The following is a 25,136-nucleotide window of genomic DNA, read 5'->3' on the forward strand; positions in this document are numbered from 1 at the left end:
GAGGATGGAACAGCTGGGCGGCGCACAGGTGAGCGGCACGGGCGGTCACGCGGATAGCCATTGAAGACGTCTCTTGCCGGTGCCGGTGCCGGTGCCGGTGCCGGTGCCGGTGCCGGTGCCGGTGCCGGTGCCGGTGTCGGTGTCGGTGTCGGTGTCGGTGTCGGTGTCGGTGTCGGTGTCGGTGTCGGGCAAGAGAGCCTGGCGAGAAAGCCAGACGCAAGAGCTGAACAGAAAGAGTTTGAAGGCGCGGGTGGTGAAGCCGGGCCGCCGCGCCGGGCGGGGCAATACCCGCGCCAGGTGCCGGGCATGATAGTCAGGCGAGGGAGCTAAGCGAGAGAGCCGAACAGAAAAAATCTGAAGGCGCGGGCGGTGAAGCCCGGCCGCCGCGCTGGGCGGGGCGAAGGCGCCCGCCCGGCGCAAGGTCGTTTTGCTAGAGCAGTTCTTTGCGCAGTTGCTCGGGTGATTTCGGTGAGATGAGCGCTGGTGCGATTTCCAGCGGCGAATAAGCTCCCTGTTGCCCCTGCCCGGCCAGGCGGCTGGCGGCACGCGCATAAGCCACCAGTACGCTGGCGGTAAACTCGGGGTTGCTGTCGAGTTTCAGGGCAAATTCCACCACCTGGTTGGTGGACTGATCGGCACCAGTGAGGCCGCTGCGAATAACGAAACCGCCGTGCGGCATGGCACTGTGCTGCTCGCGCAGCTCGGCCTCGCTCAGGAAGGTGACGGTGGTATCGAAATCGGCAAAATAGTTCGGCATGGTGACAATCGCCTGCTCCACTTGCGCCGCGTCGGCGCCCTCTTCCAGCACCACGAAACATTCACGGCGGTGCTTTTCGCGGGTGCTCAATGTCGGGCGGCTGCCACTGCGCACGCGCTCGATCGCCGGCTCCGAGGGCAAGGTGTATTGCACGCCCGCCTTGACGCCGGGCACGCGGCGCACGGCATCGGAGTGGCCCTGGCTCAATCCCTTACCCCAGAAGGTATATGTCTCGCCTTTGGGCAAGATGGCTTCACCGTACAGGCGATTGAGGGAGAACAGGCCGGGGTCCCAACCCACCGAGATGACTGCAACATTGCCGCCGCTGCGGGCGGCGGCATCCATCGCGGCGAAATATTCCGGCACCCTGGCGTGGGTATCGAAGCTGTCCACGGTGTTGAAATGCGCCGCCAGTGCCGGCCCCTGTTCCGGCAGATCGTCTTTTGATCCGCCACACAGGATCAGCACGTCAATCTGATCGCGAAAATCGTCGATGGCGCTGTAGGGGTGAACGGGCACGCTGCTGTCGGCCAGTTGCACCGTGGCCGGATCGCGACGGCTGAACACGCCGATCAGTTGCATGTCATCAGTCAGCGATAGCGCCAGCTCGACGCCGCGCCCCAGGTTGCCGTACCCGACGATGCCAATACGAATCTTGCTCATTCTGCCGGCTCCTCTGCACAGATTTGGAGCGCTTCAGACATGGATGGCTCAAACACTCACTGAAGGGCAGGAATTATAGGGGTTTGCGAGGGGGGATTCACCCGGCGCCGGGCACGGCACCGTGAGCGAGGGAAAGCAGGGCAGTGGCGCCAGCCAGGGCAGATGCCCGGCCGGCGCACACTCAACAAGAGCCATCAATAGTCATCAATAGCCGACAGCCGCGCCATCACCTCGCGGATCGGCACCGCCTTCGAAGAAACCGCCTTCATGGTCGATGCGGATGGCTTGCGCGTGGCCCATGGTGCTTTCCCACTGTGCTGTCATCTGCACCGGCTGGCCGCGCAAGCGCAGCTCGCGTGCGGTTTCGTCGCTGATGCGCGATTCCAGCCACAGGTTGCTGGACGCGGTGCCCCAGGTGCGGCCCATCAGCCAGCGCGGCGCTTCGATAGCTTGCTGCACGTCGAAGCCGTAATCGATCAGGCGCGTAATCATTGCCGCCTGGGTCTGCGGCTGCCCTTCACCGCCCATGGCGCCGTAGGCCAGCACCGGCTTGCCATCCTTGAGCAGCATCGCCGGGATGATGGTGTGGAAGGTGTGCTTGCCCGGCTCCAGCCGGTTCGGGTGCCGATCATCCAGCGAGAAGAAGCTGCCCCGGTTTTGCATCAGCACGCCGGTATCGCCGGCGACCACGGCCGAGCCGAAGTCGTGGTAGATCGACTGGATGTTGGAGACTACCAGCCCATCGGCATCGGTGGCGCAGAAATAGACGGTGTCGCCGCCGGGCGTCTGATGGTCGAATTCCTCTCCGTAACGCAGCCCCGGTGCAACGTCCGTCAAAGCGCGTGCCGCCGTGATCAGCTTACGGCGCTCGTCGGCATATTTCTTCGACAAAAGTGTGTCCAGCGGGATATTCACGAAGGCCGGGTCGGTCAGCCATTCGTCGCGATCGGCAAACGCTACTTTGATGGCTTCGGCCAGGTGGTGGTAATAATCTGCCGAACCTTCGCCCCAGGCGGATACATCGAAGCCTTCCAGCAGATTCAGAATCATCAGCGCAGCAAAGCCCTGCGTGTTGGGGCCGTGCTGCACCACGTCGTATCCGCGATAGGTGGTGGAAATCGGCGTTGTCCATTGCGCTTGATAGCCGGCGAAATCTTCCGCCCGCAGGGGTGAACCGGCAGCGCTCATTGCCGCACAGATACGGCGTGCCGTCTCGCCTTCGTAAAAGCCGGCGCGGGCGCCGAGTGTGGCGATCTGCTCCAGCGTGTGCGCGAGCTCCGGCTGCACCAGCCGCTCGCCTTCGCGCAGCAGCCGGCCTTCCGGCAGATAGATGCGCGCTGTCTCGGGGAATTGTTGCAAGATCGGCTCGTCGGTTTTCAGCCAGTCGGCCAGCGAGCGGGTCACCGCCATTCCGTCACGGGCGTAGTGAATGGCGTCGGCAAACAGATCCGCCCATGGCAGACGGCCATGGCGCTCGTGCGCCAGCCGCCAGCCATCCACAGCACCGGGAATGGTCAGTGCCGCCAGCGGACCGCGATCCGGGATGCGATCGGTGCAGCCCTGTTCACGAAAATATTCACGTGTCGCGCCTTGTGCGGCCGGCCCGGAGGCATGCAGTGCCTGCACGCCGTCGGTGTCCGGCCCGGCGATCAGCCAGAAACCATCACCACCGACCCCGGCCATGTGCGGATACACCACGCACAGCGTAGCATTGGTGGCAATGGCGGCATCCACCGCGCTGCCGCCGCGCCGCAGCGCCTCAAGCCCGGAGGCCGAAGCGAGATAGTGCGGCGACGATACCATGCCCCGGGAAGCCAGAACCGGGGGGCGCCCGGTGCGCGGTCCATTGGCGTGGCTCATTGTCTGTCTCCTTTGACGGGTGTTGATTCATCGGTAGCCGGCGCGCTGGCAGCGGGCGGTTTGGGTGGCCCCCACACCAGCCGCTGCACGGGCGGGATCAGGCCACCGCATGTCAGCGCCAGCAAACCCAGCCACCAGAGTGATTCCGGCCCATGCACGGTGCCCGCGCTGATCAGCGGAAACGCTGCGACCAGCAGCACCAGCGACAGGCTCAGATACGCAAGCCGGTTCTGAAACAATGTGATCATCATGATCTCCCTTCCTTACATGCCAAGCATGATCATCAACAGGGTGGCAAAGCCGGTCAGTACGAACGCGGCCAGCGTCCACGGCAGGGTCTTGCGCAAAATCTCGCCTTCACGCCCGCTGATACCTGCGGTACTGGCGCCGAGCACCAGGTTAGCCGGGCCGATGGCATTGCCAATCGCGCCACCAGCACTTTGCGAAGCAAGAATAGTGGCCACCGACAAGCCCTTGAGGTTCGCCAGCGTGACCTGCAAATCCGAGAACAGCGTATTCGAGGAGGTGCTGCTGGACGTGGTAAAGGCCCCGATGATGCCGATGCCATTGGACAGGAACGCAAACACATAAGCCGGTGCCACGGCGGCAATGCCGTATGCCAGGGTCTCGTTCAGGCCGGCGTGATCCATGATCCGCGCCATCACCAGAAAGGCGATGATCGGCACGGATGCCGGCACCGCGCTGGCCAGCACGCCCCGGCCCACGCTGGGCAGGCCACCCGGCCCTGTTGCCTCCCAGGCTTTGAAGTAGCCGCGTGAGCGAAACACAAACCAGGCGATGGCAGAGGTCAGCAGCAAGCTGGTACCGGGGTTGGTCAGCGGTGCCATGACGGAATAGCGTTCCACGGCAGCGTTGGTGACACCGTAGCCGGTTGTCACATCCGGGAACGGCAGCCCGAACGTGAGCAGCCGCAGCAGGTCGGCAATCGGGTCAATCAGCGACGTGCCCAATGCCAGCACCGTCAACAGCACATACGGCATGAACGACATCAGCACGCCCATCGGTGCCGGCGCATCGGCCACATCGCGCACCATGCTGCCTTCCATCGCGGGGCGATCGGGCACACCCTCCAACGGCTCCGCGTAGCGGCGCCAGCGTGACAGCGGGTACAGTGCCACCAGGGCAATCGCGGCCGGAATAAAGGCCGCCAGCACTGGCTCGTACAATGCCACGATGATCTGCCCGATGGCCTGGATCGCCGAAATGATCAGCACCAGCGGCCAGGCGTGGCGTACCGCCGCCCAGCGGCCATACATCCACACCACGGTGAAGCCACCCAGCAACACCTGGATCGTCAGCAGCAATGCCGATTGGTATGCCGTGGCGGCAATGGTGGCGGCATCCAGATCCACCACCTGCAACGTCGCCAGCCAGCCGACACCGAGGGTGCCGTAAAACTTGGCCCAGATATGCGCAATGATCGGGATCGCAACCGCATAAACCGGCTTCATGCCGATCGCCACCAGCAACGGTGCTACCACCACAATCGGCGTGCCGAAACCGTCGATACCTTGCAGGAAGCAGGTAAATACCCAACCCAGCGCCACCACCACGAACAACTCATTGCGGCTGAAACCGACAATGCCCTGCCGCAGCGCCTCGTAGCCACCAGCCTTGTTCATGATGTGATACAGCAGCAGCGCCGGCCAGATCACGAACAGGATCGATGCGGAATCCCACACGCCCTTGGCACCGGCCACGGCCAGCGTCTCCAGCGGCGTGCGAAACACGAACAAGGCGACTGCGGCCGCCACGAACATGCCGGTCGTGCCGGCCTGTTGAGCCGTCCAGCGCAGCTTCACCAGTAGCAATGCCAGAATGACGATTGGTGCGGCCGCCAGCGACCAGTGCAGCCAATCAATGGGGAGTAACGTACCTTCCATAACGCTTTTTCCCTGACCCGATGGTTACCGTTGCGGCCGATTCATTGTCCCGATAAGGACCATGGTGCCGTTGATCTACGTCAAGATACGGGAACTGACGGTGTTTGTCCGACCGTTGGCCGGGGCTATACCGGGCACCGCAGCGATACATACAAAGCCGTCGTGAGACACGCAGAAACGCCCACCCATGCAAACCACGTACGCAAATCTACAGAGACGCGCCAACACATGCGCGATATGCGAGAGCCACCTGAAAGCAGCAAAGCCGCTCCGGCGCACACCAACACCCTACGTTACCGCAGAAATGGTACGCATGTATGTCAGCAGCGCTTTTCAGGAGTAGAAGATTGCAACAACCAGACCCGGTGCACACGACAGGGCGCCGGGCCGGTTATGCAAAAAGCGAGGGGATCAGGCCGGCTCCCGCAGCGGGAAGCCGGCCAGGGTGGATCAATGCAGGGCAGCGCCCGCCTGTGCGGCAGCGGAACGTGCGATGTAGTCCAGCGCCTGCTGGGTATCGCCTTCGGTGCGCGGGTGGAACCAGGGCGCCACCCAGCGAGCCGTGCGGCCGAGCATATAGGTGAAAGTAGGCGTATTGCCGCTGCTGCGCCCGGTGCGCTGTAATTCCCACAGTATTTTTACCAGCGTGGAGCGCGCCAGTTTGCGCGCACGAGGATCGCTATCCTGGCGCGCCAGGCTGCGACCACCCTCTGCCAGCAGATAGAAAAACAACGGGAATACCAGCGCCATCAGCGCCTGCCGGCTGATATAGAAACCAAGCTGGGTGCGGCACAGGTGCTCGAACAGATCAAACGCCACCGTGCGATGCTCCACCTCTTCCGCCAGATGCCAGCGGAACAGATCGGCCACCACCGGATCAGCGCTGTCCCAACTGTCACTGTTCATGCACCAGTCGCCGAGCAGCCCTGTGAAGTGCTCCACCGCTGCGATCAATCCCACGCGCAGCACCAGCCAACGCTTTGCCAGGCTCGGGCGGTTGAGCCACGACAGCCCGAACGGTTCGTCGCCCAGTACGTGCCCGAACAGGTAATCGATGCGCTCGCGAAACTGGTCCGTCTCCAGACCATGCTCCTGCAACCATTTCTCGCCCTTGCGGTGGGCATTGGCGTGAATCGCCTCCTGACGGATAAAGCCCTCTACCTGAGCGCGCAAGTCGTCGTCGGTCACATAAGGCAGCGCCTTGTTATAAACACGGCAAAACCATAATTCCCCGGCGGGCAGCAACAAATTGACACCGTTGATCAGATGGCTGGATACCGGGTCATTCGGAATCCAGTGCAACGGCGAGTCGGATAAATCAAACTCTACCCGCCGCGCCTTCAGTTCATGCGTTGTAATCGTTGTCATGAGGCCATCGCTCGTTCTTGTGATGAATTATTCTGTACCCGCAAATGTGCGAGCTGCTCACGGTGCGCACCTTGATCGACAGCCTGGGCAAATTCACGCAGCGCAGCGGCGATCTCATCTGCATGGCTGAGCATCACCCAATGGGTGGCATCCAGATCACGCCGAAACAGCTCCGGCACCCACTCATGCAGATCATCAAACAGCATGGTGCCAACGTAGTTGTCACCTGTCGGCACGATCAGCTGTACCGGGCATTGCGCGTGGCGCGGCTCGGGTCGCAACAGCTTGTTCACGAAATTGGCGCGATACAGCCATACACCATAGCTGCCATCGTCGGTTTGCGTCGGATTGGGCTCAGGTTCTTGCACCCCTTCCCTCTTCTCCAGATACACCGGCCAGAAGCGACCAGCAACCGTGCGCCATACCAGCTCCGGCATGAACGGTGCCTGGAAAAACCAGATGTACCAGGAGCTGAATGTCTGCCGGAACAGATCCCGCCGCGCCGTACGGGTGTGCCCGCGCAGCCGCTTGCGCATCCAGAAACCCATGTGATCCAGGCTCGGGCCGGAGATCGTCGTGTAAGAGAGAATGCGCTCGTTGAGCGGCGCCGTGGTCACCGATTCCCAGCTCTGGATGGAGCCCCAATCGTGCGCGGCCAGATGAAAATCACGGCCTGGCAGCACCGCGTCCACGACAGTGGCCAGATCCTGTGCCAATTTTGGCATACGGTAGGCGCGGCGGCCTCGCGGCCGGTCGGATTCGCCCGCACCGCGCACGTCATAGGCCACCACATAAAATTCATCCGCCAGGCGCTCCGCCACCGGCGCCCAGACGCGGTGGTTGTCAGGGTACCCGTGAACCAGCACCAATGGGGTGTGGCCAGGATCGCCCCAAGTGTAAACTTGTAGCCCTATATCACCAGATTGCACGCGGTAGCGACTACTGTGCATGAGAGCCTCCGTCAGGCATGAGAGCCTCCCTCAGTTATCAGTGCGGCCCTTTCAATTCTTTTTCACGCGACATTTTTCATGTGGCGTGGCTTTTCATGTGGCGTGCCTTCGTCACGCTGCACGCCTTTTTTACAAGGCGCGCCTTGGGCAAAGCTGGCGCGTAAATTTGATTACATTACAAACCGCGCCATTATTCAATGTAACAGAAGGCGTTTTACTCTGGCCTAGCGGCCAATACAGTGCAAGTCATTCCGGGTCATTAGCACGTTGCGCGGCGGCCGTCATTACCTCACTCGGCCGCTCACCGTTATGCTTCCGCTTTTTCCGCAGCGGCCTCACGCCCGCACTCACCCGCATGACATGGACGGAAGCAATATGATTTACAGATTCAGCCTCGCTTTGCTGGTATGGCTGGCCGCGTTCACGCTGCCGGCTGTTGCAGAAGAAGAATGGGAGACCATGCGCACTGCCAGCGAACGTGGCGAGGTGAGCACCTGGGTGCGCACCGTGCCGGGCAATGCCATCAAAGCATTTCGTGGCGTTGTCGAAGTGCCACATTCGATGTTGACCGCGCTCGCCGTGCTCAGCGATGTGCCGAATTTCCCCGCCTGGGTTTTCCAGTGCCACGCTGCCGAGCAGCATGAGAGCCGGGGGCCGGAGCACTCGCGTGTGATGATCAAGGGCATCTGGCCGGTGTCCGACCGTGACGTGATCGTGCGCAGCCGGCTTGAACAAGACCCGGAGACATTCGCACTGACGATCCATTCCGAGGCAACCGACGCAGTGCTACCGCCACAGTCTGGCTATGTGCGGCTGCCAGCGCTGAACAATATTTTCCGGATCGAGCCGCTGGCTGATGGCTGGAGCCGCATCACCTTCCAGACCTTCGTTGATCCGGGCGGTGCGATTCCGGCCTGGCTGGCCAACTTCGTTGCCACCCGTGCGCCACTGACCACACTCACCGGCATGAAGGCGCAGATGGAAAATACGGCCTACCAGATCAGCGCCCTGAGCGAGCTCCCGGCAACGCTGCCCGGCACTGCCGACATCATCGTGCCGGAGGCTCATCAACGCCGCCGATAAATTCCGGCAGAAAAAACAGACCCCGGCGGATGTCTCCGGCCGGGGCCTGTATGGCCGGGCTTCGGCAAACGGTGGCTATCCACCGCCCTGCTGCCAATACCCCTGCCAGTGTTATTTGTTCACGAACTCCGGGTACGCCTCCATGCCGCACTCGGCCACATCGACGCCGGCGCGTTCTTCCTCCGGGTCAACGCGCAGGCCGAAGCAGAATTTCAGCCCGCCCCAGACGATCAAGCTGATGCCGAACACCCAGGCGAAGATGGTCAGCGCTCCGACAATCTGGCCGACCCAGGTGGCATCCACGTTGGTCAGCGGCACCAGCATCAGGCCGAGCACACCGCAGGTGCCATGCACCGAAATAGCACCGACGGGATCATCGATCTTCAGCCGATCCAGCAGCAGAATGCTGAACACCACCAGCACCCCGCCCGCCATCCCGAACAACGTGGCTTGCAGCGCAGAAGGAGTGGCAGCTTCGGCAGTGATGGTCACCAGGCCCGCCAGCGCACCATTGAGAATCATGGTCAGATCCGCTTTGCCGAACAGCAGCCGTGCGGTGATCATAGCTGCCACCGCGCCACCCGCCGCTGCGGTGTTGGTGTTGAGGAACACCATCGCCACACTATGGGCCGAGGCCATGTCGGCCACTTTCAGCACCGAGCCGCCATTGAAACCGAACCAGCCCATCCACAGGATCAAGGTGCCCAGTGTTGCCAGCGGCAGGTTCGCGCCGGGGATGGCATTGATCTTGCCATCCGGGCCATATTTGCCCTGCCGCGGGCCGAGCAGCAGCACCCCGGCCAGCGCCGCCGACGCACCCGCCAGATGTACGATGCCGGCGCCGGCAAAATCACTGAAGCCCAAGTCACCGAGATTGAACAGCCCGAACAATACATCCTTGCCGCCCCAGGTCCAGCCGCCCTCGACGGGATAGATCAGCGCTGTCATGAACACCACAAACAGCAGGAACGGCCACAGCTTCATGCGCTCGGCCACAGCGCCGGAAATGATCGAGCAGGCGGTGGCCACAAACACCACCTGAAAGAAGAAATCAGCCGGTGTCGCATAGCGGGTATCGCCATCGAATCCGGCGGCCTGCGACGCGGCCAGCTCGGCGCCGTGATCGAACAGCCCGATACCGCTCAAAAACAGATCACCGCCGTACATGATCGCGTACCCGCAAACCAGGTACATCAGGCAGGCGATGGAGAACAGCCCGATATTCTTGGCCAGAATTTCAGTGGTATTGCGAGCCCGCACCAGGCCCGCCTCCAGCATGGCGAAGCCGCCGGCCATCCACATGACCAGCGCGCCGCACAGCACCAGATACAGAGTATTGAGCCCGAACTGCAGCTCAAGGACATGGTTTTCCACAATGTAACCCTCCGCGTGACGATGAGTCTCAACTTTCCAGGCATGGATCGTTATTGACGGTGGTTCAGACGGCGTTTTCGCCGGTTTCGCCGGTGCGAATCCGGATCGCCTGCAACAGCTCGGTGACGAAGATCTTGCCGTCACCGATCTTGCCGGTGTTGGCCGCCTTCGAGATGGCTTCGACGACCTGATCCAGCGAGCTGTCCGGTGTCGCCACTTCGATTTTTACTTTCGGCAGGAAGTCGACCACATATTCCGCGCCGCGATACAACTCGGTGTGGCCCTTCTGGCGACCGAAACCCTTGACCTCGGTAACCGTGATGCCCTGCACCCCTACTTCGGATAGCGCCTCACGCACGTCGTCAAGCTTGAACGGCTTGATAATGGCTGTGACGAGTTTCATGTCTGTCTCCTGTGGCTTGCGCCGCTGATTACGACGCCTTCCGTTCCCCAATCGAGGTGATGCCTCGATCCTGAGTCAGCGGCGGGTTCACACCCGCTACGCCTGCTTTGATTTGCACGATCCATGCCTGTTTGAAATCGCACGCAAAATCAGAGGGTTGAACAACCGCCCCGCGCATTTGCCCAAGGCGGCCGGGCCATTATAGCGCACAGTTTTTCTGCGCTCTCCAAAATGGTGCACGCGTCGCACGAGCCAGCCCAGACTGCCGGTGGCTCCTGCTGCCTAACGGCGCTAACATGGCAGCTCCCACAGTATCAGGCTTTATCCATGAATGACTTGCCTCTGATCGATCGAATCGTCGCTGAAATCAGCCAGCGCCTGCCGGCCGGGCTGGGCGAGCTGCGCGGCGAGGTGGAGCGCAACGTGCAAGCAGTGCTACGCGAAGCAATCAGCCGCCTTGATCTTGTCAGCCGCGAGGAATTCGATCTGCAAACGCAGGTGCTTGCACGCACCCGGCAGAAACTGGAAGCACTGGAGCGGGAGCTCGGCGCCATGGAGCGCGACACCGGCCACTGATGCCCGCCTTTTCTCTCTTTTTTCTCCCGCCCGGCTCTTTTCTCAAGTGCCTCCTTGTTTGTCTGGCACTGTGGCAAACACCGCAGGCGGCTGCCTTTACGGTCGGCGAGCTTGCGCCCTGGTTGCCCAACATCACCATCACCGAGCTACAGCATCAGCTCACCGCCGCGCCAGATATCGACGCTCAAGATGCGCAAGGCCGCACCTTGCTGGATCATGCGTTATGCACGGCGCCAGCTCTGGTGCCGGTGTTGCTCGACGCCGGCGCAGGCACCGGGCACCGCGATGCGCAAGGCGGCCAGGCACTGCACCGGTTGATGCGCTGCCAACACCCGCCGCAGCACGCCGATGCCGCCCGGCTGGTGGAAATATTGCTCGACAGCGGGCTGTCACCGGACGAGGCAGACAACAACGGCCGCACTCCGCTGCATCACAGCCTGGCGCAGCTGGGTGATGGCAGCGGCGCAGTCCATCTTTATCGCGACGCCGCACTACTGATGCTTGCGCGGGGCGCCGATCCCGCGTTGCCGGACGCTCACGGCATCACGGCGCTGCACTTGTCCGTTGCCGAGCGCGATGGCCAGATCACCGCCCTGATACTGGATAGCGGCGCAGAGGTTGACCCACGCGATGCCAGCGGGCGCACACCGCTCTGGTATGCGGCGGCCGGCCGCCACAATACGGTCCCGTGGGAAATGCTGCTTGAGGCGGGTGCCGACACGACCTTGCCCGCATTACGCAGTCGCGTGCTGGCCGCCGGCTCGCCGAGAAAAACAGCGCAACTGTTGCGCGCTGATCCGGGCTGGGTGCTGCCCACCGACGACGCGCTGGCGCAACTTTTCCAGGCTCTGCCGGACGGCCTGCCCGTCTCGCAGCTGGAAACGCTCTACCACAGCGGCGCCTCGCCGCAGCGGATCACCCAGGGCCTGACACAACAGGCGGCCACACTGATGCCCACCCTGTTACAACAAGGCTTTTCCGCTCAGGCCCAGTGGCTGCTCGAACACGCCCTCGCCGCCACTGAGCGCCGCGAGATTCACGACAACCTTGTGCTCAATAACAGCCTTGAGCGGGGAAGCAGCGCTGAGCGAAGAGACAGCCTTGGGCACTACAGCAGCCCCGAACACCAGGCCCTGCTGCTGGCCATCATCCGCAGCGGAGATCTCGGCCTCACGCGCCGCCTGTTCGACGCCGGCCTCCCCGTTACCCAGCCCGAAGACGCCATGGCCGCCGCCCTGGCGACAGACCGGTTGCCACTGGTACAGCTGGTTGCCAGCCACCTGCCGGAACAACCACCGCAGCACGCCTGGCTGCTCCATTACATCCAGTACGGCGGCACCCAGCCAGCCATGGTGGAATGGCTGATTCTCGACGGCACCGACCTCAATGCGGCCGACGCCGACGGCAACACAGCGCTACTGCACGCCGCCCATCAAGGCAATCATGCGCTGGTAAAACTGATGCTCGATCACGGTGCCGACCCGACCCTGGTCAACCACAGCGGCTGCGACCTGCGCTGCTATTACCGCCCGCCCCCGCCAGCAGCCACCTCGCTGCCACAACTGGACCACACCCCAGCGGCATTTTTCCTGCTCGCATTCAGCGCCGCACTGATACTTTATTTTGCCCTCGCCGCCCGGCAGCTGCGCCGCCGCCAGCCGCTACTGCGCCTGACCATCGCGCTGCTGGCCGCGCTGGGTGTCGCGCTGGCTGCCAGCGCGTCACTGTTCTATCAATGCCAGCCCTGCCTGGCCAAAGGAGACGCACAATTCTGGCTGACGCTGGCCGCCACTACCCTGCTCGCCGCACTGGCCATGCTCTACGCGCTGCGTCGCCGATAACCGGCAGCCTGCCGCATAATGACTTCCCGGCTTCAGCTACGAGCGCGTAGCCGTCGGGCCGTCACCGCCCTGCTGTTGTGTTCATACCGGCCTTGCCCGGCTCAGTAGGGCACTCGGCTCGGGCAGGCATGAGCCGGTGCCGCTTCGCTCGACCCACTGGCCACGTTCCGCACGCCGTATCGCCAATCACTGATAGCTCTTGCAAGCAACCAGGCTCCTGTTCCGGCTGCGAGCGCGTAGGCAGCGGGCCGCCAGAACCCAACTGCTTTATTCATGCCGGCCTGCCCGGATCAGAGAAGGCACTCGGTTCTGGCTGGCACGGCGGGGCGCAGTGCCGCACACCGCGCAGGGCATATTCTGTGCGTCGCCAATGGCTGACAGTTTTTGAGGGCAATCGCTTACCTGTTTCCAAGGGGATTACGTACAGCGATGAGCGCCGGTTTCGCTAGACTGGCGGCAAGCAGGCGGGGTTAACGGAGCCAGGATGGCCAGCACTTCCTTATTGCATACACGCGCACAGCTCGGCCTGGAATCCGTGGCCGTGCAGGTGGAAACCCATCTCTCTGGTGGGTTGCCGGCATTTTCTATCGTCGGGATGCCGGAAACGGCGGTGAAAGAAAGCCGCGACCGGGTGCGCTCGGCGCTGCTGAACAGCCGCTTCGAATTTCCGCAGCGGCGAATCACTGTCAATCTCGCGCCGGCCGACTTGCCCAAAGCCGGCGGGCTGTTTGATCTGCCGATCGCGCTGGGCATTCTTCACGCCAGCGGCCAGCTGACGCTTCAGGCACCCGGCGAGATTGAGCTATTGGGCGAGTTGGCCCTGAATGGCGCCTTGCGCCCCGGCAAAGGCGTGCTGCCAGCAGCGCTGGCCGCAGCGCGTGCCGGCCGCTGCCTGATCCTGCCCGCCGAGAATGCCGCCGAAGCCGCGCTGGGAGGTGGCACTGTCTATGGCGCGGCAACACTGCTTGACGTGTGCGCCCACCTGCAACGCATCACGCTCCTCCAGCCCACACCGGCGGCGACACCGCCGCCCGCACTCGATAGCGGGCCGTGCCTCGCTGATGTACGCGGGCAAGTGCAGGGGCGGCGAGCGCTGGAGGTGGCCGCCGCCGGCGGCCACTCACTGCTGCTGTGTGGGCCGCCGGGCAGCGGCAAGAGCATGTTGGCGGAGCGCTTGCCAAGCTTGCTGCCTCCGCTTGATGAAACGCAGGCGCTGACGGTTGCCGCCATTCATTCGCTGCAAACACCGCGGCCGTTGAGCGTATTCCGCCTGCCGCCGTTCCGGGCGCCCCATCACACCGCCTCTGCCATTGCCCTGACCGGAGGTGGCGCACAGCCGCGCCCCGGCGAGATTTCACTGGCGCATCACGGGGTACTGTTTCTGGACGAGTTACCGGAATTCGATCGCCGCCTGCTGGAATCCTTGCGTGAACCGCTGGAGGCCGGCGAAATTCATATCGCCCGAGCTGCTCGCAGCGCATGTTTTCCGGCCCGCTTCCAACTGATCGCCGCGATGAATCCCTGCCCCTGCGGCTGGCTCGGCGATCCACGACGCAGCTGTGGTTATGTATGCGAGAAAGCGCGGCGCTACCAACAGAAAATTTCCGGGCCGCTGCTGGATCGGATTGATCTGCACGTGCAGGTCAGCGCGCTCTCGCCTACCGAGCTGATCAATGCACCCGCCGGCGAGCCCAGCCACGCGGTGCGTGAACGCGTGGTCGCGGCACGCGCCCGGCAATTCGCCCGCCAGGGCATGCTCAACCAGGCGCTGCCGGGCAACGCGCTGGGCGATGTGTTGCAGCAACACCGGCGCTGGCTGGAACAGGCGGTTGAACGCCTCGGGTTATCTGCGCGGGCGCTTTATCGGCTACTCAAAGTGGCGCGCACGCTGGCTGATCTCGCTGGCAATGAGCAGGTAGACCACACTGCCCTGCGCGAGGCGCTCGCCTATCGGGCCGCAGAACCGTCTGGCCCGCCAGGCTGAACGCCTGGCGCAAATGCTCCTGCGCCCCCTTTACCCATTCATGGCACATGGCATACTGCCCAGCTGAACCTCGGTGCAGGAGCCCTGTCTCACACAGCACCCACTGGCTGCAAGGCCAGAACACTACCGAAGCGACCCGGATTGACAGCCACCACGATGACCCAGGACACCGCTGAACTGATCCTGATAATGATGATTCTGCTATGCGCCGGGCTGCGCTGGCCGCATCGTCACACCTCGGGCATGGCCGCCGGTGACGTGGAAGGCTGGCTGCTGCTGGCGTTGACTACCGTCACCATGCTGGTGGTGCCTGTGCTCGACGCTGTTGTGCCGTGGCTGGAGTTTGCTGATCTGAGTTTCCATGATGAAGCGGCCTGGGTGGGGCTGGCGCTGGGCACCAGCGCTCTGTGGCTGTTCTGGCGCGCTCAGGGTGATGTGCGCCGCTCGGCCAGTCTCCAGCAGGTGATCACCTTCGGCATCTATCGCCACCTGCGCCACCCGATGTACACGGCGATGCTGTTGTGGGCGCTGGCGCAAATCCTGCTGCTGCAAAACTGGCTTGCCGGGCCCGCCGCAGCGGTCACTTTTCTGCTGGTTTATGTGTTGCGCATGCCGCGGCGAGAACAACGCCTGCTGGAACGCTACGGCTACCGCTATCTGGAATACATGGAGCGCACCGGCGGCCTGCTGCCCAGGCTGCCCCGCCGGCACGATCAGCGCTGAGCGCTTACAACCCCCACCGGAAAAAGCTGTTCTTTTCTGCCAGATAACTTCTTGAGAGCACCATCTTGTGCACTTCGCTGGCGCCATCGACCAGCCGTGCCTGGCGGGCGTAACGGTAGATCCACTCCAGCATGGTGTCTTTGGAGTAGCCTCGGGCACCGCAGAGCTGGATTGCGGTATCCACCGCCTTGTGCAGGGTGTCCGCCACGTGGATCTTCGCCATGGAGATGTCGCTGCGGGCAAAATCGCCCTGATCCAGTTTCCAGGCGGCGTGCATGACCAGCAAACGACCGATCTGGATATCCTTGGCCACATCACCCAGCATCCACTGTACCCCTTCGTGCTCGGCCAGGGTGCTGCCGAAGCTCATCCTCCGCTCCACATACTCGGCGGCGATTTCCATTGAACGCCGGGCCAGCCCGAGCCAGCGCATGCAATGCGTGAGCCGCGCCGTGCCCAGGCGAATCTGTGTCACCTTCAGGCCGTCGCCCACATTCAGCAACCGGTTTTCATCGGGAATCTCGAGCCCGTCGAAACGCAACTCGCAGTGGCCGCCATGTTCTTCCGGCCCCATAATGCCGATCCGCCGCACTATCTCCCAGCCCGGCTGATCGGCATCGAACAGGAATGCCGTCAGCCCTTTGCGATCATCGTCGCTGGTGCGTGCCACAAGCACGAAATGCTGCGCACCTTCGGCGCCGGTGATAAACCACTTGCGGCCATTGATGACCCATTTGTCACCCTGCTTTTCGGCACGGGTATACGTCAGCGACGGGTCGGAGCCGCAGCCGCCATCCGGTTCGGTCATGGCAAATGCAGAGCGCACCCGGCCATCTACCAGAGGCTGCAACCAGCGCTCCTTTTGCGGCTCGGTCAGTATCTTCTCCAGCAGGATCATAGTGCCGTCATCCGGTGCGGCGGCATTGAACACCACCGGCCCGAACGGCGAGCGGCCTGCTTCTTCATATAATGCGGCCATGCCCATCACACCGACATCGCGGCCACCGCGTGCTTGCGGCATCTGGAAACACCACAACCCTTTCGCTCGGGCCTTGTCACGCACAGCAGCCAGCACGTCTTCCTGCAGGTTTTCGTGCGCATCGAAATTGCTGCGATCACTCTCCAGCGGGATGACTTCACTATTGATGAAGTCCCGTACTTCAAGACGCAGCGCGTCAATATGCGGCGGCAAAGAAAAATCCATGTTGGTCAGTCCTTATCGTTATAAAGCCGAGCACAGGTGCGCACCATCGACGGGCAGCGCGACACCGCTCATATAAGCTGAAGCATCCGACGCAAGCAGCAGCAACGGGCCGGAAATTTCCGGCATGTTGCCGACGCGACGAAACGGAATGCGCTTGATCTGGCGCTCACCGTGCTCGCTGTGTAACCAGTCGCGGTTGATGTCTGTCTCGAAATATCCCGGGCATAACGCATTACAGCGAATCCCATACCGTGCGTAATCCAGTGCCACCGAACGTGTCAGCTGCACCACCGCCGCCTTGGATGCCGCATAGGCGGACAACTGCTGGCCGACACGCAGCCCCAGGATTGAGGCGACATTGATGATATTGCCGCCCCGCCCGCCTTCCATCCAGCGAGCAAGCGCCTGTTGTGTCACGGCCCAGACGCCCTTGAGATTGGTATCAAGCACCGCATCCCAGTCATCTTCTGTGTAATTGTCGGTGCGCCCGACGCGGCTGATGCCGGCATTGTTGATTACCACATCCAGCTCTGGCAGCTCGGCAAACGCGGCTTTGACGCTGGCCGGGTCGGCCACGTCCATTGCCACCACCACTGCTTCGCGCCCTTTTTCACGCACGCTGGCGGCGGTCTGCTCCAGACGATCCAGCCGCCGGGCAGCCAGCACCAGATCGGCACCGGCATCGGCCAGCACGGAGGCAAAATGTGCGCCAAACCCGCTGGAGGCGCCGGTCACCAATACGCGCTTGCCGGCCATGGAAAACAGATTACTCATTGCCACCCCCTTTATATGGAACACATTGGCAGCCTGACTGACAGCCTTGCAGCATAGGCAGACTAGAGAGTCCCGTCAGGCTGCTCAAGGACCAAAACACTCACAGCCCGGTCAACTGCGGCCTGCCGCGGCACCTGCGCGGGGTGCTGGAGTCCGCCCGATCGGCTGGTATGATGTGCGCTCCCCGACCCGGAGGCACAGTGAGCCAGCTCAATTCCCGTCAGCAAGAAGCCGTCAGTTACACCCAAGGCCCGCTGCTGGTGCTTGCTGGCGCCGGCTCCGGCAAGACCAGTGTGATCACCCGCAAGATTGCCTGGCTGATCCAGCATCAACAGATCAGCGCACGCCACATCGCCGCCGTGACGTTCACCAATAAAGCGGCGCGGGAGATGAAAGAGCGTGTCTCGGCGCTGGTGCCCCGCAGCGAAACCCGCGGCCTGATCGTCTCCACGTTTCATAATCTGGGCTTGCGCATTCTCAAGCAGGAACAAGCCGCCAGCGGGCTGCGCCGTGGCTTTTCGATCCTCGACCAGACCGACAGCCGAGAGCTGCTCAAGGAGCTGTTGCATCGCGGTGACAGCGAGCGCGATATCGAGGCCACCGACTTTATCCATGCACGCATTTCCAAATGGAAAAACGAGCTGGTGCTGCCGGAACAGGCCCTTTCCACCGCAGCCAATGATGACGAGTTGCGCGCCGCCGTCGCCTACGGCCAGTACAACCGCATGCTGCGCGCCTGTAACGCGGTGGATTTTGATGATCTGATCATGCTGCCGGTGACGCTGTTTCGGGAACAGCCGCGCATTATGGAAAAGTGGCGCAACCGGATTCGCTATCTGCTGGTGGACGAATATCAGGACACCAACAGCGCGCAATACGAGCTGGTGCGGCAATTGGTGGAACCGCTGGGCCGCTTCACGGTGGTGGGAGATGATGACCAGTCGATCTACGCCTGGCGCGGCGCACGGCCGGAAAATCTGGCCCAGCTACAAACCGATTGGCCGAATCTGAACGTGGTGAAGCTGGAACAGAACTACCGCTCCACAGGCCGTATTCTGAAGGCGGCCAACGCTGTCATCAGCAACAACCCGCATGTCTTCGAGAAAACCTTGTGGTCGGATTATGGCTACGGCGATCCGATCAGGGTTGTGGCCATGCGCGACGAAGATGCCGAAACCGACTGGATCGCCGGCGACCTGTTTCATCAGCGCCTGCAGCGCGGGCTGAAGTGGAAAGATTTTGCCATTTTGTATCGGGGTAATTTCCAGTCGCGCTTGATGGAAACGAAGCTGCAATCATTGCAGATTCCATACAAGGTTTCCGGTGGCAAAAGCTTTTTCTCGCGGGCGGAAATCAAGGATCTGATGTGCTATTTCCGGCTGCTGGTCAATCCTGATGACGATAACGCCTTCCTGCGCATCATCAATACACCGCGCCGGGAAATAGGCCCGGCCACGCTGGAAAAACTGGCCGGCTGGGCGGCGCGCCGCGATCAGGGCATGTACCACGTCTGTGACGATTTCGCGCTATCGGAAATCATGCCGGCCAAATCGGCGGAAAAACTGCGCGAATTCAAACAATGGCTGGATGCCAAGCGCGAGCTGTGTTTCCGCGACAACAGCACCCGCGCCATTCGCGAGCTGATCAGCGATATGGACTATGAAGGTTGGCTCCATCAACAATCCTCCAGCCCGCGCATTGGCGAAAAGCGCGTCGAAAATATCTGGACGCTGGTCGCCAGCATCCAGCGCATGCTGGACAAGGACGAAGATGGCGACGCCGATCTGGAAACCGTGATCGCCAAGCTGGTGCTGATCGACATGCTGGAACAACAGGACGACGAAGACGATACCGATCGCGTGCAACTGATGACACTGCACGCCGCCAAGGGACTGGAGTACCCGCATGTTTACATGATGGGCGTGGAAGAAGAGCTGTTACCGCACCGCACCAGCATCGAGGAAGATACCATCGTCGAGGAGCGCCGCCTGATGTACGTGGGCATCACCCGCGCCAAGCGTAATCTGACCATGAGTTATGCCATGACACGCAGGCAGTTTGGTGAAAAAGTCGATACCGTGCCCAGCCGCTTCATCGAAGAGCTGCCACAGGAAGATCTGGAATTCATCGGAGAAGGGGTGAAAATCGATCCGGAGCGGGCCGATGAAATGGCCGAGGCCAGCATTGCCGGGCTGCGTGCGTTACTGGAGTGATGCAAATCATCGGGGATAAAACGCGCCGGGTAGTAGAGAGCGCGCGGAGAGGCAGAGAAGCCGCGTAACAGAGAGCACCAGAAGATAGAGAGCACCGAGCGATAGAGAGAGCGCTCCGACCGGGGCATGGTCCCCGACTGCGTGTGCTGGCGGCCTGCTCTCTTCACGCCTCTTTATTTTCTTTACTCTTCTACAGGCTCTTCTTCTACGGGCTCTTCCAGCGGCGGTGGCGCATCGGCGGGAGCCACCATTGGCGGCGCCTCCTGACGTGCGCCGCCTTCAAGCACCGGCTCGGGTGGAGCCGGTGGAGCATCATCAGTACACGCAACGAGCAGGGTCAGCAGACAAAGCGCCGGCCATGTCCGCATGGATTACTGCGCCTGCTCGATCAGATAATCAACCGCAGCACGCACTTCTTCTTCCGAGCAGTCCATGCACATGCCACGCGGCGGCATGGCACCAAAACCATCCCAGGTATGCTGGAACAACACATCTACACCTTTTGCCAGACGCGGCGCCCAGGCTGCGCTATCGCCGGTCACGGGCGCACCCGCAGCACCTGTACTGTGGCAGGCGGTGCAGGCGGTGTTGTAGACGGTCTGCCCGTCACGCGGGCCGCTGGGCGCGGCAGCACCACCCGCCGCAGACGCGCCGCCGGCATCCGCGATCTCGTCGCCGCATGCCTCACCTTCGACGCACACGGTGCCGACGGGCGCCAGCCGCTCGCTGATGGCCCGCGTACTGAGAACCGAGCGATCGCCCAGGCCATGGGGGGAGATTTCCTGGGTAGTGCGGGCTCCGTGGCTCACACCTGCAAGCAGGGTGGCAGTGACAGCCAGTGCAGCGACGACAAACTTGTTCACGGTGAATACCTCATCTCGGCGTGAAGTGGCGGTTAGCCTGATTCAGGCCGGCGCGGACATGCCCCACTGACCCGGCGGCGGGATTATACCCCTTAGCCCGCTCAGGTTAAATGTTCCCCGCCAGGCTATGGTGAGACAGGCAAAATAACTTACTCGATCTCGATGCGGGGCAAGCACAAGGTGAAACGGCTACCGTGGTCAAGCCGGCTGCTGGCCAGAATATCGCCATTATGCCGCTCGGCCACCACCTTGACGAAACGCAGCCCCAGCCCGGCACCACGCGTACGGGCGCCGCCTGAGCTCTGGGCACGCCGGAAGCGCTTGAACAGATGCTCCAGAAACTCCGGCTCGATCCCCACCCCGGCATCCACCACTTCGCAACGCACCGAGCCTTCCTCACAGTGCAGTCGCACGTCGACCTGGCTGTCCGGGTGGCTGTACTTGATGGCGTTGGTCAGCAGGTTCACCACGGCGCGCTCCAGCAACTCATGGTTGCCACTGACCCAGACATCATCTTCCGGCAGATACTCGAACCGCAGCCGTACACGACGCTGCTGAGCCTGCAACATGACCTGCTCGACGGCACTCTCCACCACCGGCAACATGTCCAGCGGCGTCATATCGGCCTCTTGCGTGGCTTCCGCCCGTGCCAGTTGCAGGAACTGCTCGGCGATGCCCAGGCTGCGCTGTGCATAATGCTCCATCTGCTCCAGCAAATCGGACATGGTGCCAGGCTGCTGCCGGTAGCGCTCGCCCAGCGCCAGCAGCGAGATCATCGGGCTGCGCAGATCATGAGACAGGAAATCCAGCATCTCGCTGCGCGCTCGCATGGCCTGCTTCACGTCAGAGATATCCTTGAGCATCAGGATCAGCACTTCACCCGGCTGGCGGCCGGCACGAATGCGCAGCATGTCGAGATACATATCCTGCCCGCGGCGGCTGCGACACTCCAGCTGGCTGCGGCCGGTGGACAGCGCCTCTCGTACCACGGCCGCCCAGCCACTGCCATCCTCGCCCACCAGCAACTCTCGGCCGAGCTGCAACAGGCTGGTGTCATCCATCTCCCGGCTCGGCAAGGCCAACCACTCGGAGGCCTGAGCGTTGACGAAAAGCAGGCAGCCGCAAGCGTCAGCAATCACCACCCCGTCACGCAGCTGCGCCAGAATAGCCTCGAAGAAGCGCGTCAGCGCCTGCTGGCGCAGCTCCTGCGCCCGCACCCGCTCGATATGGTCTTCCACCACATCATAATGGCCCTCATCAGTGGCCAGTGTTTCCTCACAGCGAGCCACCATTGCACGCACCCACTGCTCGTGCGCTGGCGCCGGTCCGCCCTCTTCCCACACCAGCCCCAGCTCGTAACGCTGGTTGCCGGCCAGAATATTGTAATAGCGAGCGCGATTACCCTGCCATGTGCGCTCGGAAATTTCTGCACCGCCAGACTCACGCTGCGCCAGCGCTTTGCCACCAGCGCTGCGCTTTTCCAGCCGCCACGCCGCCACGGGCAGCGCCGCTTCGATCAGCTCGATCACACGTTTGAGCGGCGCTGGCTGTAGCAGACGTCGGTTGAGATCGTCGTGCGCCGAGAGCCGGCGCAGCGCTGCCCGCATGTAGCGCAAGGAGTATTCCAGGCGCCGCCAGGTCCATAACGGATACGCCAGCATGGCGCCGAGCATTGCCGGGCCCACCGGGAACCAGAGCTGATACCAGTACAGCAGCGCGTAACTGAACAGCAGGATGCCCAGCAACACACCCAACAGCACCGGAATCGACCAGCGCGGCCCGACAAACGGCAAGATAGTGGGAGAGATCAACGCCAGCGCCAGCGTCAGGCCCCAGATCCAGCCGGTGGACATCGGCGTAAGCAACCGATCCTCACGCAGCGCACCAAATACCGTGGCATTCATTTCAACGCCGGGCAGCAGCCCGTTGCTGCCCGCCAGCGGCGTGGGCAGCAGATCACCCAGCCCCTGTGCCGTAGCACCAAGAAACACAATGCGTTCTCGCAATAGCGCCTCATCCACCTCGCCGTTGAGCACATCCACCGCAGACAACCGTGGCAAGTTGCCGGCGAGATCGGTAAAAGGCACCAGCCGGTAATACTGGCGCACCGCGCCAAACGCAGGCTCGCGGGGTGTCTGCTGGGCAGGGAAACGGGGGATGCCTCGCGGGGCAAGATGTTCCAGAAGAGTAAGGGACAGGTGTGGCCACCAGGGCTGGCCAATGCCGTTGCGCATATACAGCCCGCGCACGACACCATCGTTATCCAGCTCCACATCCACGTGCCCCATACCTGCCGCCGCTCGGGCGAACGAGGCGTGCGGCATAACTTCCAGCAATACGCCGTCCGGCCCACCGTCGCTGACGTGCACCGGCAGAAACACATGGCCATGGGCCGCCATGGCATCCACGAGCGCCGCGTCGGATTCCGGGCGCACGCGATCCGGCTCGGCAAAGATCAGATCAAGCACGATGGCGCTGGCGCCGTAGCGATCCAGCTGTTCGACGAGCCGGGCATGCACGCTGCGATCCCAGGGCCAGCGGCCAATCTTGCGCAGGCTGGCTTCGTCGATGGCGACGATGGTGATGTCGCTAACGTCCGGTGGTGGCAGGAACGCCAGCATACGGTCATAGGCGTGCCGGCTGAGCGACATCCAGGCGCCAGTGTGCAACAGCACAATACACAAGCCCGCGACTGCCAGCAGCACCGCCAGATGTTCGATGTAATAACGCCGAGACGTCTCACGCATCGCCAGACTCAGCAGCCATCATGATAGCTGCCGCAGCATGGCGGTAACGTCGTCTCCTGGCAAGAGTAGTGCACGAACCCCACCGAAGTGGCTCGTTGCGCGTACGTGACTGCGTGGGCCATCAGGCAGCTCCCTGCTCCTCGACCGGCTCCAGACGATAGCCGTGCTGGTAGATGGTCTTTATTCGATAGCCGCGCTCCGGACGTATCTGCAAGCTCCGGCGGATCCGGCTGATATGCACATCCACGGTGCGTGATTCGATCGCTGACATGATTCCCCAGACCTTCTCCAGCAAATGCGAGCGGGACATCAGCTTGCCCACATTCTGGAACAGGTAGCTGGCGAGCTCAAAATCTTTATCGGTCAGCTTTACGGCTTCGCCATCCAGCGTGATGGTGCGCCGGCCGCGGTCAATCACCCAAGGGCCCAGCTCCTGCACCGTCTGCGGTACCACTTCGCCAACCCCGGCACGGCGGCCCAAGGCCGTGATCCGCGCCAGCAGCTCCGCCTGCCGGATGGGCTTCACCATATAATCATCGGCGCCGCTGCTGAGCGCCCCCACAATGGATGCTTCATCGTCACGCTGAGTAGCAAACAGCACCGGTACCGGGTTGCCGGCAGCGCGCAGCTCATCCAGCACAGCCCGGCCACTCATGTCCGGCACTTCCCAATCCAGCAACAGCAAATCGAAGGTTTCACGGCGCATCAGCACCATGAACTCGCGCCCGTTGGTGCAATGCATGCAAGTGTGGCCCGCTTCCGCCAGCCAATGACGCACCATTTCCGCCTGCGCGGCGTCATCCTCAAGATAGGCAATACGCAAGATCCCGCTCCTCTTTATCCTTCCACCCATAGCACAGCCCGCCACCATCATCATAGCGCGATGGCCTCGCGCCGTTCTCCCCACCCGCTAAAATAACGGAGGCACCAGCGCAAGTGCGTCAAAGCTTGTAAAAGGAAACGGCATTTCCCACTCGACGAGAGATGCATCGCCCAATCTGGCCCTTTGACTGCCAGGAAAGAACACTTCAGGCGGTTGCGGTTGCCTTGAGCCCCACGACGCCGCCAATAATGAGAGCGATAAAAAGAAAGCGCTGCAACGTCACCGGATCATTGAACACCCAGACACTCGCCACCGTGATGCCCACAGCGCCCAACCCAGTCCATACCGCATAGGCTGTGCCCACCGGGATACCCCGCATGGCAAAAGACAGCATTACAATATTGGCCACGGTGAGCACGCCGACAACACTGAACGACAAGGCACCCGGCGAAACCTGTATCCACTTGAGACTCAGTGCCCAGCACACCTCGAAGAACACGGCGATAAAAAGGACGACCCAGTAAATCGACACTCTGTCTCTCTCCAAACCAGTGAAATCGGGCTCGTTAAACACGGGCCGCGCCGGAAACCCGCAAAGAGACGCTGCCGCGGGGGATATGGGCACTTTCCCTGCGTTTTCAACCCAGCGCACCCACACCGCCCATGGACGCACGGCGGCAGAGCCATTATCATTGCCCTCCCCGCACCCGTAGCTCAGCTGGGTGCAGGCGGAAATAAGGACGCGACGCGTCCGCCGCCGGAACGCCCTGTGCGATGCAACGCACAGGGCAGGGCCCTCGGCAACGCCGAGGGGAGTACTGCGCAGCGCGGAAGCGCTGCTAGAGTCGTCGGCGAGTATCCAGCTTGCTGACGAAGCTGAAAAAATTTGCACCCGTAGCTCAGCTGGATAGAGTACTGCCCTCCGAAGGCAGGGGTCACTGGTTCGAATCCAGTCGGGTGCGCCATTTCAAGGATCAAGGCCGCTAACGCGGCCTTTGTCTTTTGTGCACCCTGGATTGCCGGCCA

General features: G+C 62.3%; 22 protein-coding genes and 1 tRNA gene. 7 read left to right on the plus strand and 16 right to left on the minus strand.

Features of this window, described 5'->3' with window-relative positions:
• Nucleotides 1-45: 45 nt before the first annotated feature.
• The 7 genes from MU846_RS10470 to MU846_RS10500 all read right to left on the minus strand — a co-directional run bounded on the left by MU846_RS10470 (nt 46) and on the right by MU846_RS10500 (nt 7,502).
• Complete coding sequence (locus MU846_RS10470) at nt 46-285, minus strand: hypothetical protein (protein WP_246952455.1); 240 nt, start codon at nt 283-285, stop codon at nt 46-48.
• Nucleotides 286-430: 145 nt separating this feature from the next.
• Nucleotides 431-1,420 carry a diaminopimelate dehydrogenase gene (locus MU846_RS10475; RefSeq protein ID WP_246952457.1) on the minus strand — a complete coding sequence of 330 codons (990 nt, stop codon included), beginning with the start codon at nt 1,418-1,420 and terminating at the stop codon, nt 431-433.
• 204 nt (nt 1,421-1,624) lie between these two features.
• The gene (gene ggt / locus MU846_RS10480; protein WP_246952459.1) at nt 1,625-3,280 is read right to left on the minus strand and encodes a gamma-glutamyltransferase; all 1,656 of its coding nucleotides are present in this window, start codon (nt 3,278-3,280) and stop codon (nt 1,625-1,627) included.
• Nucleotides 3,277-3,531, minus strand: coding sequence for a hypothetical protein (locus tag MU846_RS10485; RefSeq protein WP_246952461.1), 255 nt, complete (start codon nt 3,529-3,531; stop codon nt 3,277-3,279). Before MU846_RS10485 ends, ggt begins: the two co-directional genes overlap by 4 nt.
• 12 nt (nt 3,532-3,543) lie before the next feature.
• Entirely contained in the window at nt 3,544-5,184 is a 1,641-nt protein-coding gene (locus tag MU846_RS10490) for an L-lactate permease (RefSeq protein ID WP_246952463.1), read from the minus strand.
• A gap of 450 nt (nt 5,185-5,634) precedes the next feature.
• Nucleotides 5,635-6,552: a metal-dependent hydrolase gene (locus MU846_RS10495; RefSeq protein WP_246952465.1), complete on the minus strand. Its 918-nt coding sequence runs from the start codon at nt 6,550-6,552 to the stop codon at nt 5,635-5,637.
• Nucleotides 6,549-7,502, minus strand: coding sequence for an alpha/beta fold hydrolase (locus tag MU846_RS10500; RefSeq protein ID WP_246952467.1), 954 nt, complete (start codon nt 7,500-7,502; stop codon nt 6,549-6,551). Before MU846_RS10500 ends, MU846_RS10495 begins: the two co-directional genes overlap by 4 nt.
• Nucleotides 7,503-7,877: 375 nt before the next feature.
• Between MU846_RS10500 and MU846_RS10505 the strand changes: the two genes are divergently transcribed.
• Nucleotides 7,878-8,585, plus strand: coding sequence for an START domain-containing protein (locus tag MU846_RS10505; RefSeq protein WP_246952470.1), 708 nt, complete (start codon nt 7,878-7,880; stop codon nt 8,583-8,585).
• 111 nt (nt 8,586-8,696) lie between these two features.
• Here MU846_RS10505 and MU846_RS10510 read toward each other — a convergent pair whose 3' ends face one another.
• A complete protein-coding gene (locus tag MU846_RS10510) occupies nt 8,697-9,959 on the minus strand; it encodes an ammonium transporter AmtB (RefSeq protein WP_246952472.1) in 1,263 nt (420 codons plus the stop codon).
• Between the two features lie 64 nt (nt 9,960-10,023).
• The gene (gene glnK / locus MU846_RS10515; RefSeq protein WP_246952474.1) at nt 10,024-10,362 is read right to left on the minus strand and encodes a P-II family nitrogen regulator; all 339 of its coding nucleotides are present in this window, start codon (nt 10,360-10,362) and stop codon (nt 10,024-10,026) included.
• Between the two features lie 327 nt (nt 10,363-10,689).
• On the opposite strand from glnK, the gene MU846_RS10520 reads away from it, so the two are divergent.
• From MU846_RS10520 to MU846_RS10535, 4 genes are all read left to right on the plus strand, one after another.
• Nucleotides 10,690-10,938, plus strand: a complete 249-nt coding sequence (locus MU846_RS10520; protein ID WP_246952476.1) for an accessory factor UbiK family protein — start codon at nt 10,690-10,692, stop codon at nt 10,936-10,938.
• Entirely contained in the window at nt 10,938-12,779 is a 1,842-nt protein-coding gene (locus tag MU846_RS10525; RefSeq protein WP_246952478.1) for an ankyrin repeat domain-containing protein, read from the plus strand. The genes MU846_RS10520 and MU846_RS10525 overlap by 1 nt, the downstream gene beginning before the upstream one ends.
• 484 nt (nt 12,780-13,263) lie before the next feature.
• Nucleotides 13,264-14,763 carry a YifB family Mg chelatase-like AAA ATPase gene (locus tag MU846_RS10530; protein ID WP_246952480.1) on the plus strand — a complete coding sequence of 500 codons (1,500 nt, stop codon included), beginning with the start codon at nt 13,264-13,266 and terminating at the stop codon, nt 14,761-14,763.
• A gap of 156 nt (nt 14,764-14,919) precedes the next feature.
• The gene (locus tag MU846_RS10535) at nt 14,920-15,486 is read left to right on the plus strand and encodes a methyltransferase family protein (RefSeq protein ID WP_246952482.1); all 567 of its coding nucleotides are present in this window, start codon (nt 14,920-14,922) and stop codon (nt 15,484-15,486) included.
• A 4-nt stretch (nt 15,487-15,490) separates the two neighbouring features.
• On the opposite strand, the gene MU846_RS10540 is transcribed toward MU846_RS10535, so the two are convergent.
• Together MU846_RS10540 and MU846_RS10545 are read right to left on the minus strand one after the other, a co-directional pair.
• Nucleotides 15,491-16,690, minus strand: a complete 1,200-nt coding sequence (locus MU846_RS10540) for an acyl-CoA dehydrogenase family protein (RefSeq protein WP_246952484.1) — start codon at nt 16,688-16,690, stop codon at nt 15,491-15,493.
• An 18-nt stretch (nt 16,691-16,708) separates the two neighbouring features.
• The gene (locus tag MU846_RS10545) at nt 16,709-17,464 is read right to left on the minus strand and encodes an SDR family NAD(P)-dependent oxidoreductase (RefSeq protein ID WP_246952486.1); all 756 of its coding nucleotides are present in this window, start codon (nt 17,462-17,464) and stop codon (nt 16,709-16,711) included.
• Nucleotides 17,465-17,664: 200 nt separating this feature from the next.
• Here MU846_RS10545 and rep point away from each other — a divergent pair, with 200 nt between their 5' ends.
• Complete coding sequence (rep, locus tag MU846_RS10550; protein WP_246952488.1) at nt 17,665-19,677, plus strand: DNA helicase Rep; 2,013 nt, start codon at nt 17,665-17,667, stop codon at nt 19,675-19,677.
• Nucleotides 19,678-19,859: 182 nt separating this feature from the next.
• Here the strand turns inward: rep and MU846_RS10555 are convergent, their stop codons facing one another.
• From MU846_RS10555 to MU846_RS10575, 5 genes are all read right to left on the minus strand, one after another.
• Nucleotides 19,860-20,045 carry a hypothetical protein gene (locus MU846_RS10555; protein ID WP_246952490.1) on the minus strand — a complete coding sequence of 62 codons (186 nt, stop codon included), beginning with the start codon at nt 20,043-20,045 and terminating at the stop codon, nt 19,860-19,862.
• 3 nt (nt 20,046-20,048) lie between these two features.
• Nucleotides 20,049-20,540: a c-type cytochrome gene (locus tag MU846_RS10560; RefSeq protein ID WP_246952492.1), complete on the minus strand. Its 492-nt coding sequence runs from the start codon at nt 20,538-20,540 to the stop codon at nt 20,049-20,051.
• 149 nt (nt 20,541-20,689) lie between these two features.
• Complete coding sequence (locus MU846_RS10565; RefSeq protein ID WP_246952494.1) at nt 20,690-23,287, minus strand: CHASE2 domain-containing protein; 2,598 nt, start codon at nt 23,285-23,287, stop codon at nt 20,690-20,692.
• Between the two features lie 121 nt (nt 23,288-23,408).
• Nucleotides 23,409-24,110, minus strand: coding sequence for a response regulator transcription factor (locus MU846_RS10570; protein ID WP_246952496.1), 702 nt, complete (start codon nt 24,108-24,110; stop codon nt 23,409-23,411).
• Between the two features lie 205 nt (nt 24,111-24,315).
• Complete coding sequence (locus MU846_RS10575) at nt 24,316-24,642, minus strand: DMT family transporter (RefSeq protein ID WP_246952498.1); 327 nt, start codon at nt 24,640-24,642, stop codon at nt 24,316-24,318.
• A 356-nt stretch (nt 24,643-24,998) separates the two neighbouring features.
• Between MU846_RS10575 and MU846_RS10580 the strand changes: the two genes are divergently transcribed.
• Nucleotides 24,999-25,075 (plus strand) — tRNA-Arg (locus MU846_RS10580).
• Nucleotides 25,076-25,136: the final 61 nt, after the last annotated feature.

The sequence above is a fragment of the Alcanivorax quisquiliarum genome, assembly GCF_023051175.1.
Classification (GTDB): Bacteria; Pseudomonadota; Gammaproteobacteria; order Pseudomonadales; family Alcanivoracaceae; genus Isoalcanivorax; species Isoalcanivorax quisquiliarum.

Coding starts and splice junctions, on each gene's coding strand:
- MU846_RS10475 (WP_246952457.1), bottom strand. CDS start 1,420: ATGAGCAAGATTCGTATTGGCATCGTCGGGTACGGCAACCTGGGGCGC.
- MU846_RS10495 (WP_246952465.1), bottom strand. CDS start 6,552: ATGACAACGATTACAACGCATGAACTGAAGGCGCGGCGGGTAGAGTTT.
- MU846_RS10505 (WP_246952470.1), top strand. CDS start 7,878: ATGATTTACAGATTCAGCCTCGCTTTGCTGGTATGGCTGGCCGCGTTC.
- MU846_RS10490 (WP_246952463.1), bottom strand. CDS start 5,184: ATGGAAGGTACGTTACTCCCCATTGATTGGCTGCACTGGTCGCTGGCG.
- ggt (WP_246952459.1), bottom strand. CDS start 3,280: ATGAGCCACGCCAATGGACCGCGCACCGGGCGCCCCCCGGTTCTGGCT.
- MU846_RS10545 (WP_246952486.1), bottom strand. CDS start 17,464: ATGAGTAATCTGTTTTCCATGGCCGGCAAGCGCGTATTGGTGACCGGC.
- MU846_RS10535 (WP_246952482.1), top strand. CDS start 14,920: ATGACCCAGGACACCGCTGAACTGATCCTGATAATGATGATTCTGCTA.
- MU846_RS10500 (WP_246952467.1), bottom strand. CDS start 7,502: ATGCACAGTAGTCGCTACCGCGTGCAATCTGGTGATATAGGGCTACAA.
- MU846_RS10485 (WP_246952461.1), bottom strand. CDS start 3,531: ATGATGATCACATTGTTTCAGAACCGGCTTGCGTATCTGAGCCTGTCG.
- MU846_RS10525 (WP_246952478.1), top strand. CDS start 10,938: ATGCCCGCCTTTTCTCTCTTTTTTCTCCCGCCCGGCTCTTTTCTCAAG.
- MU846_RS10530 (WP_246952480.1), top strand. CDS start 13,264: ATGGCCAGCACTTCCTTATTGCATACACGCGCACAGCTCGGCCTGGAA.
- glnK (WP_246952474.1), bottom strand. CDS start 10,362: ATGAAACTCGTCACAGCCATTATCAAGCCGTTCAAGCTTGACGACGTG.
- MU846_RS10520 (WP_246952476.1), top strand. CDS start 10,690: ATGAATGACTTGCCTCTGATCGATCGAATCGTCGCTGAAATCAGCCAG.
- MU846_RS10555 (WP_246952490.1), bottom strand. CDS start 20,045: ATGCGGACATGGCCGGCGCTTTGTCTGCTGACCCTGCTCGTTGCGTGT.
- MU846_RS10540 (WP_246952484.1), bottom strand. CDS start 16,690: ATGGATTTTTCTTTGCCGCCGCATATTGACGCGCTGCGTCTTGAAGTA.
- MU846_RS10565 (WP_246952494.1), bottom strand. CDS start 23,287: ATGCGTGAGACGTCTCGGCGTTATTACATCGAACATCTGGCGGTGCTG.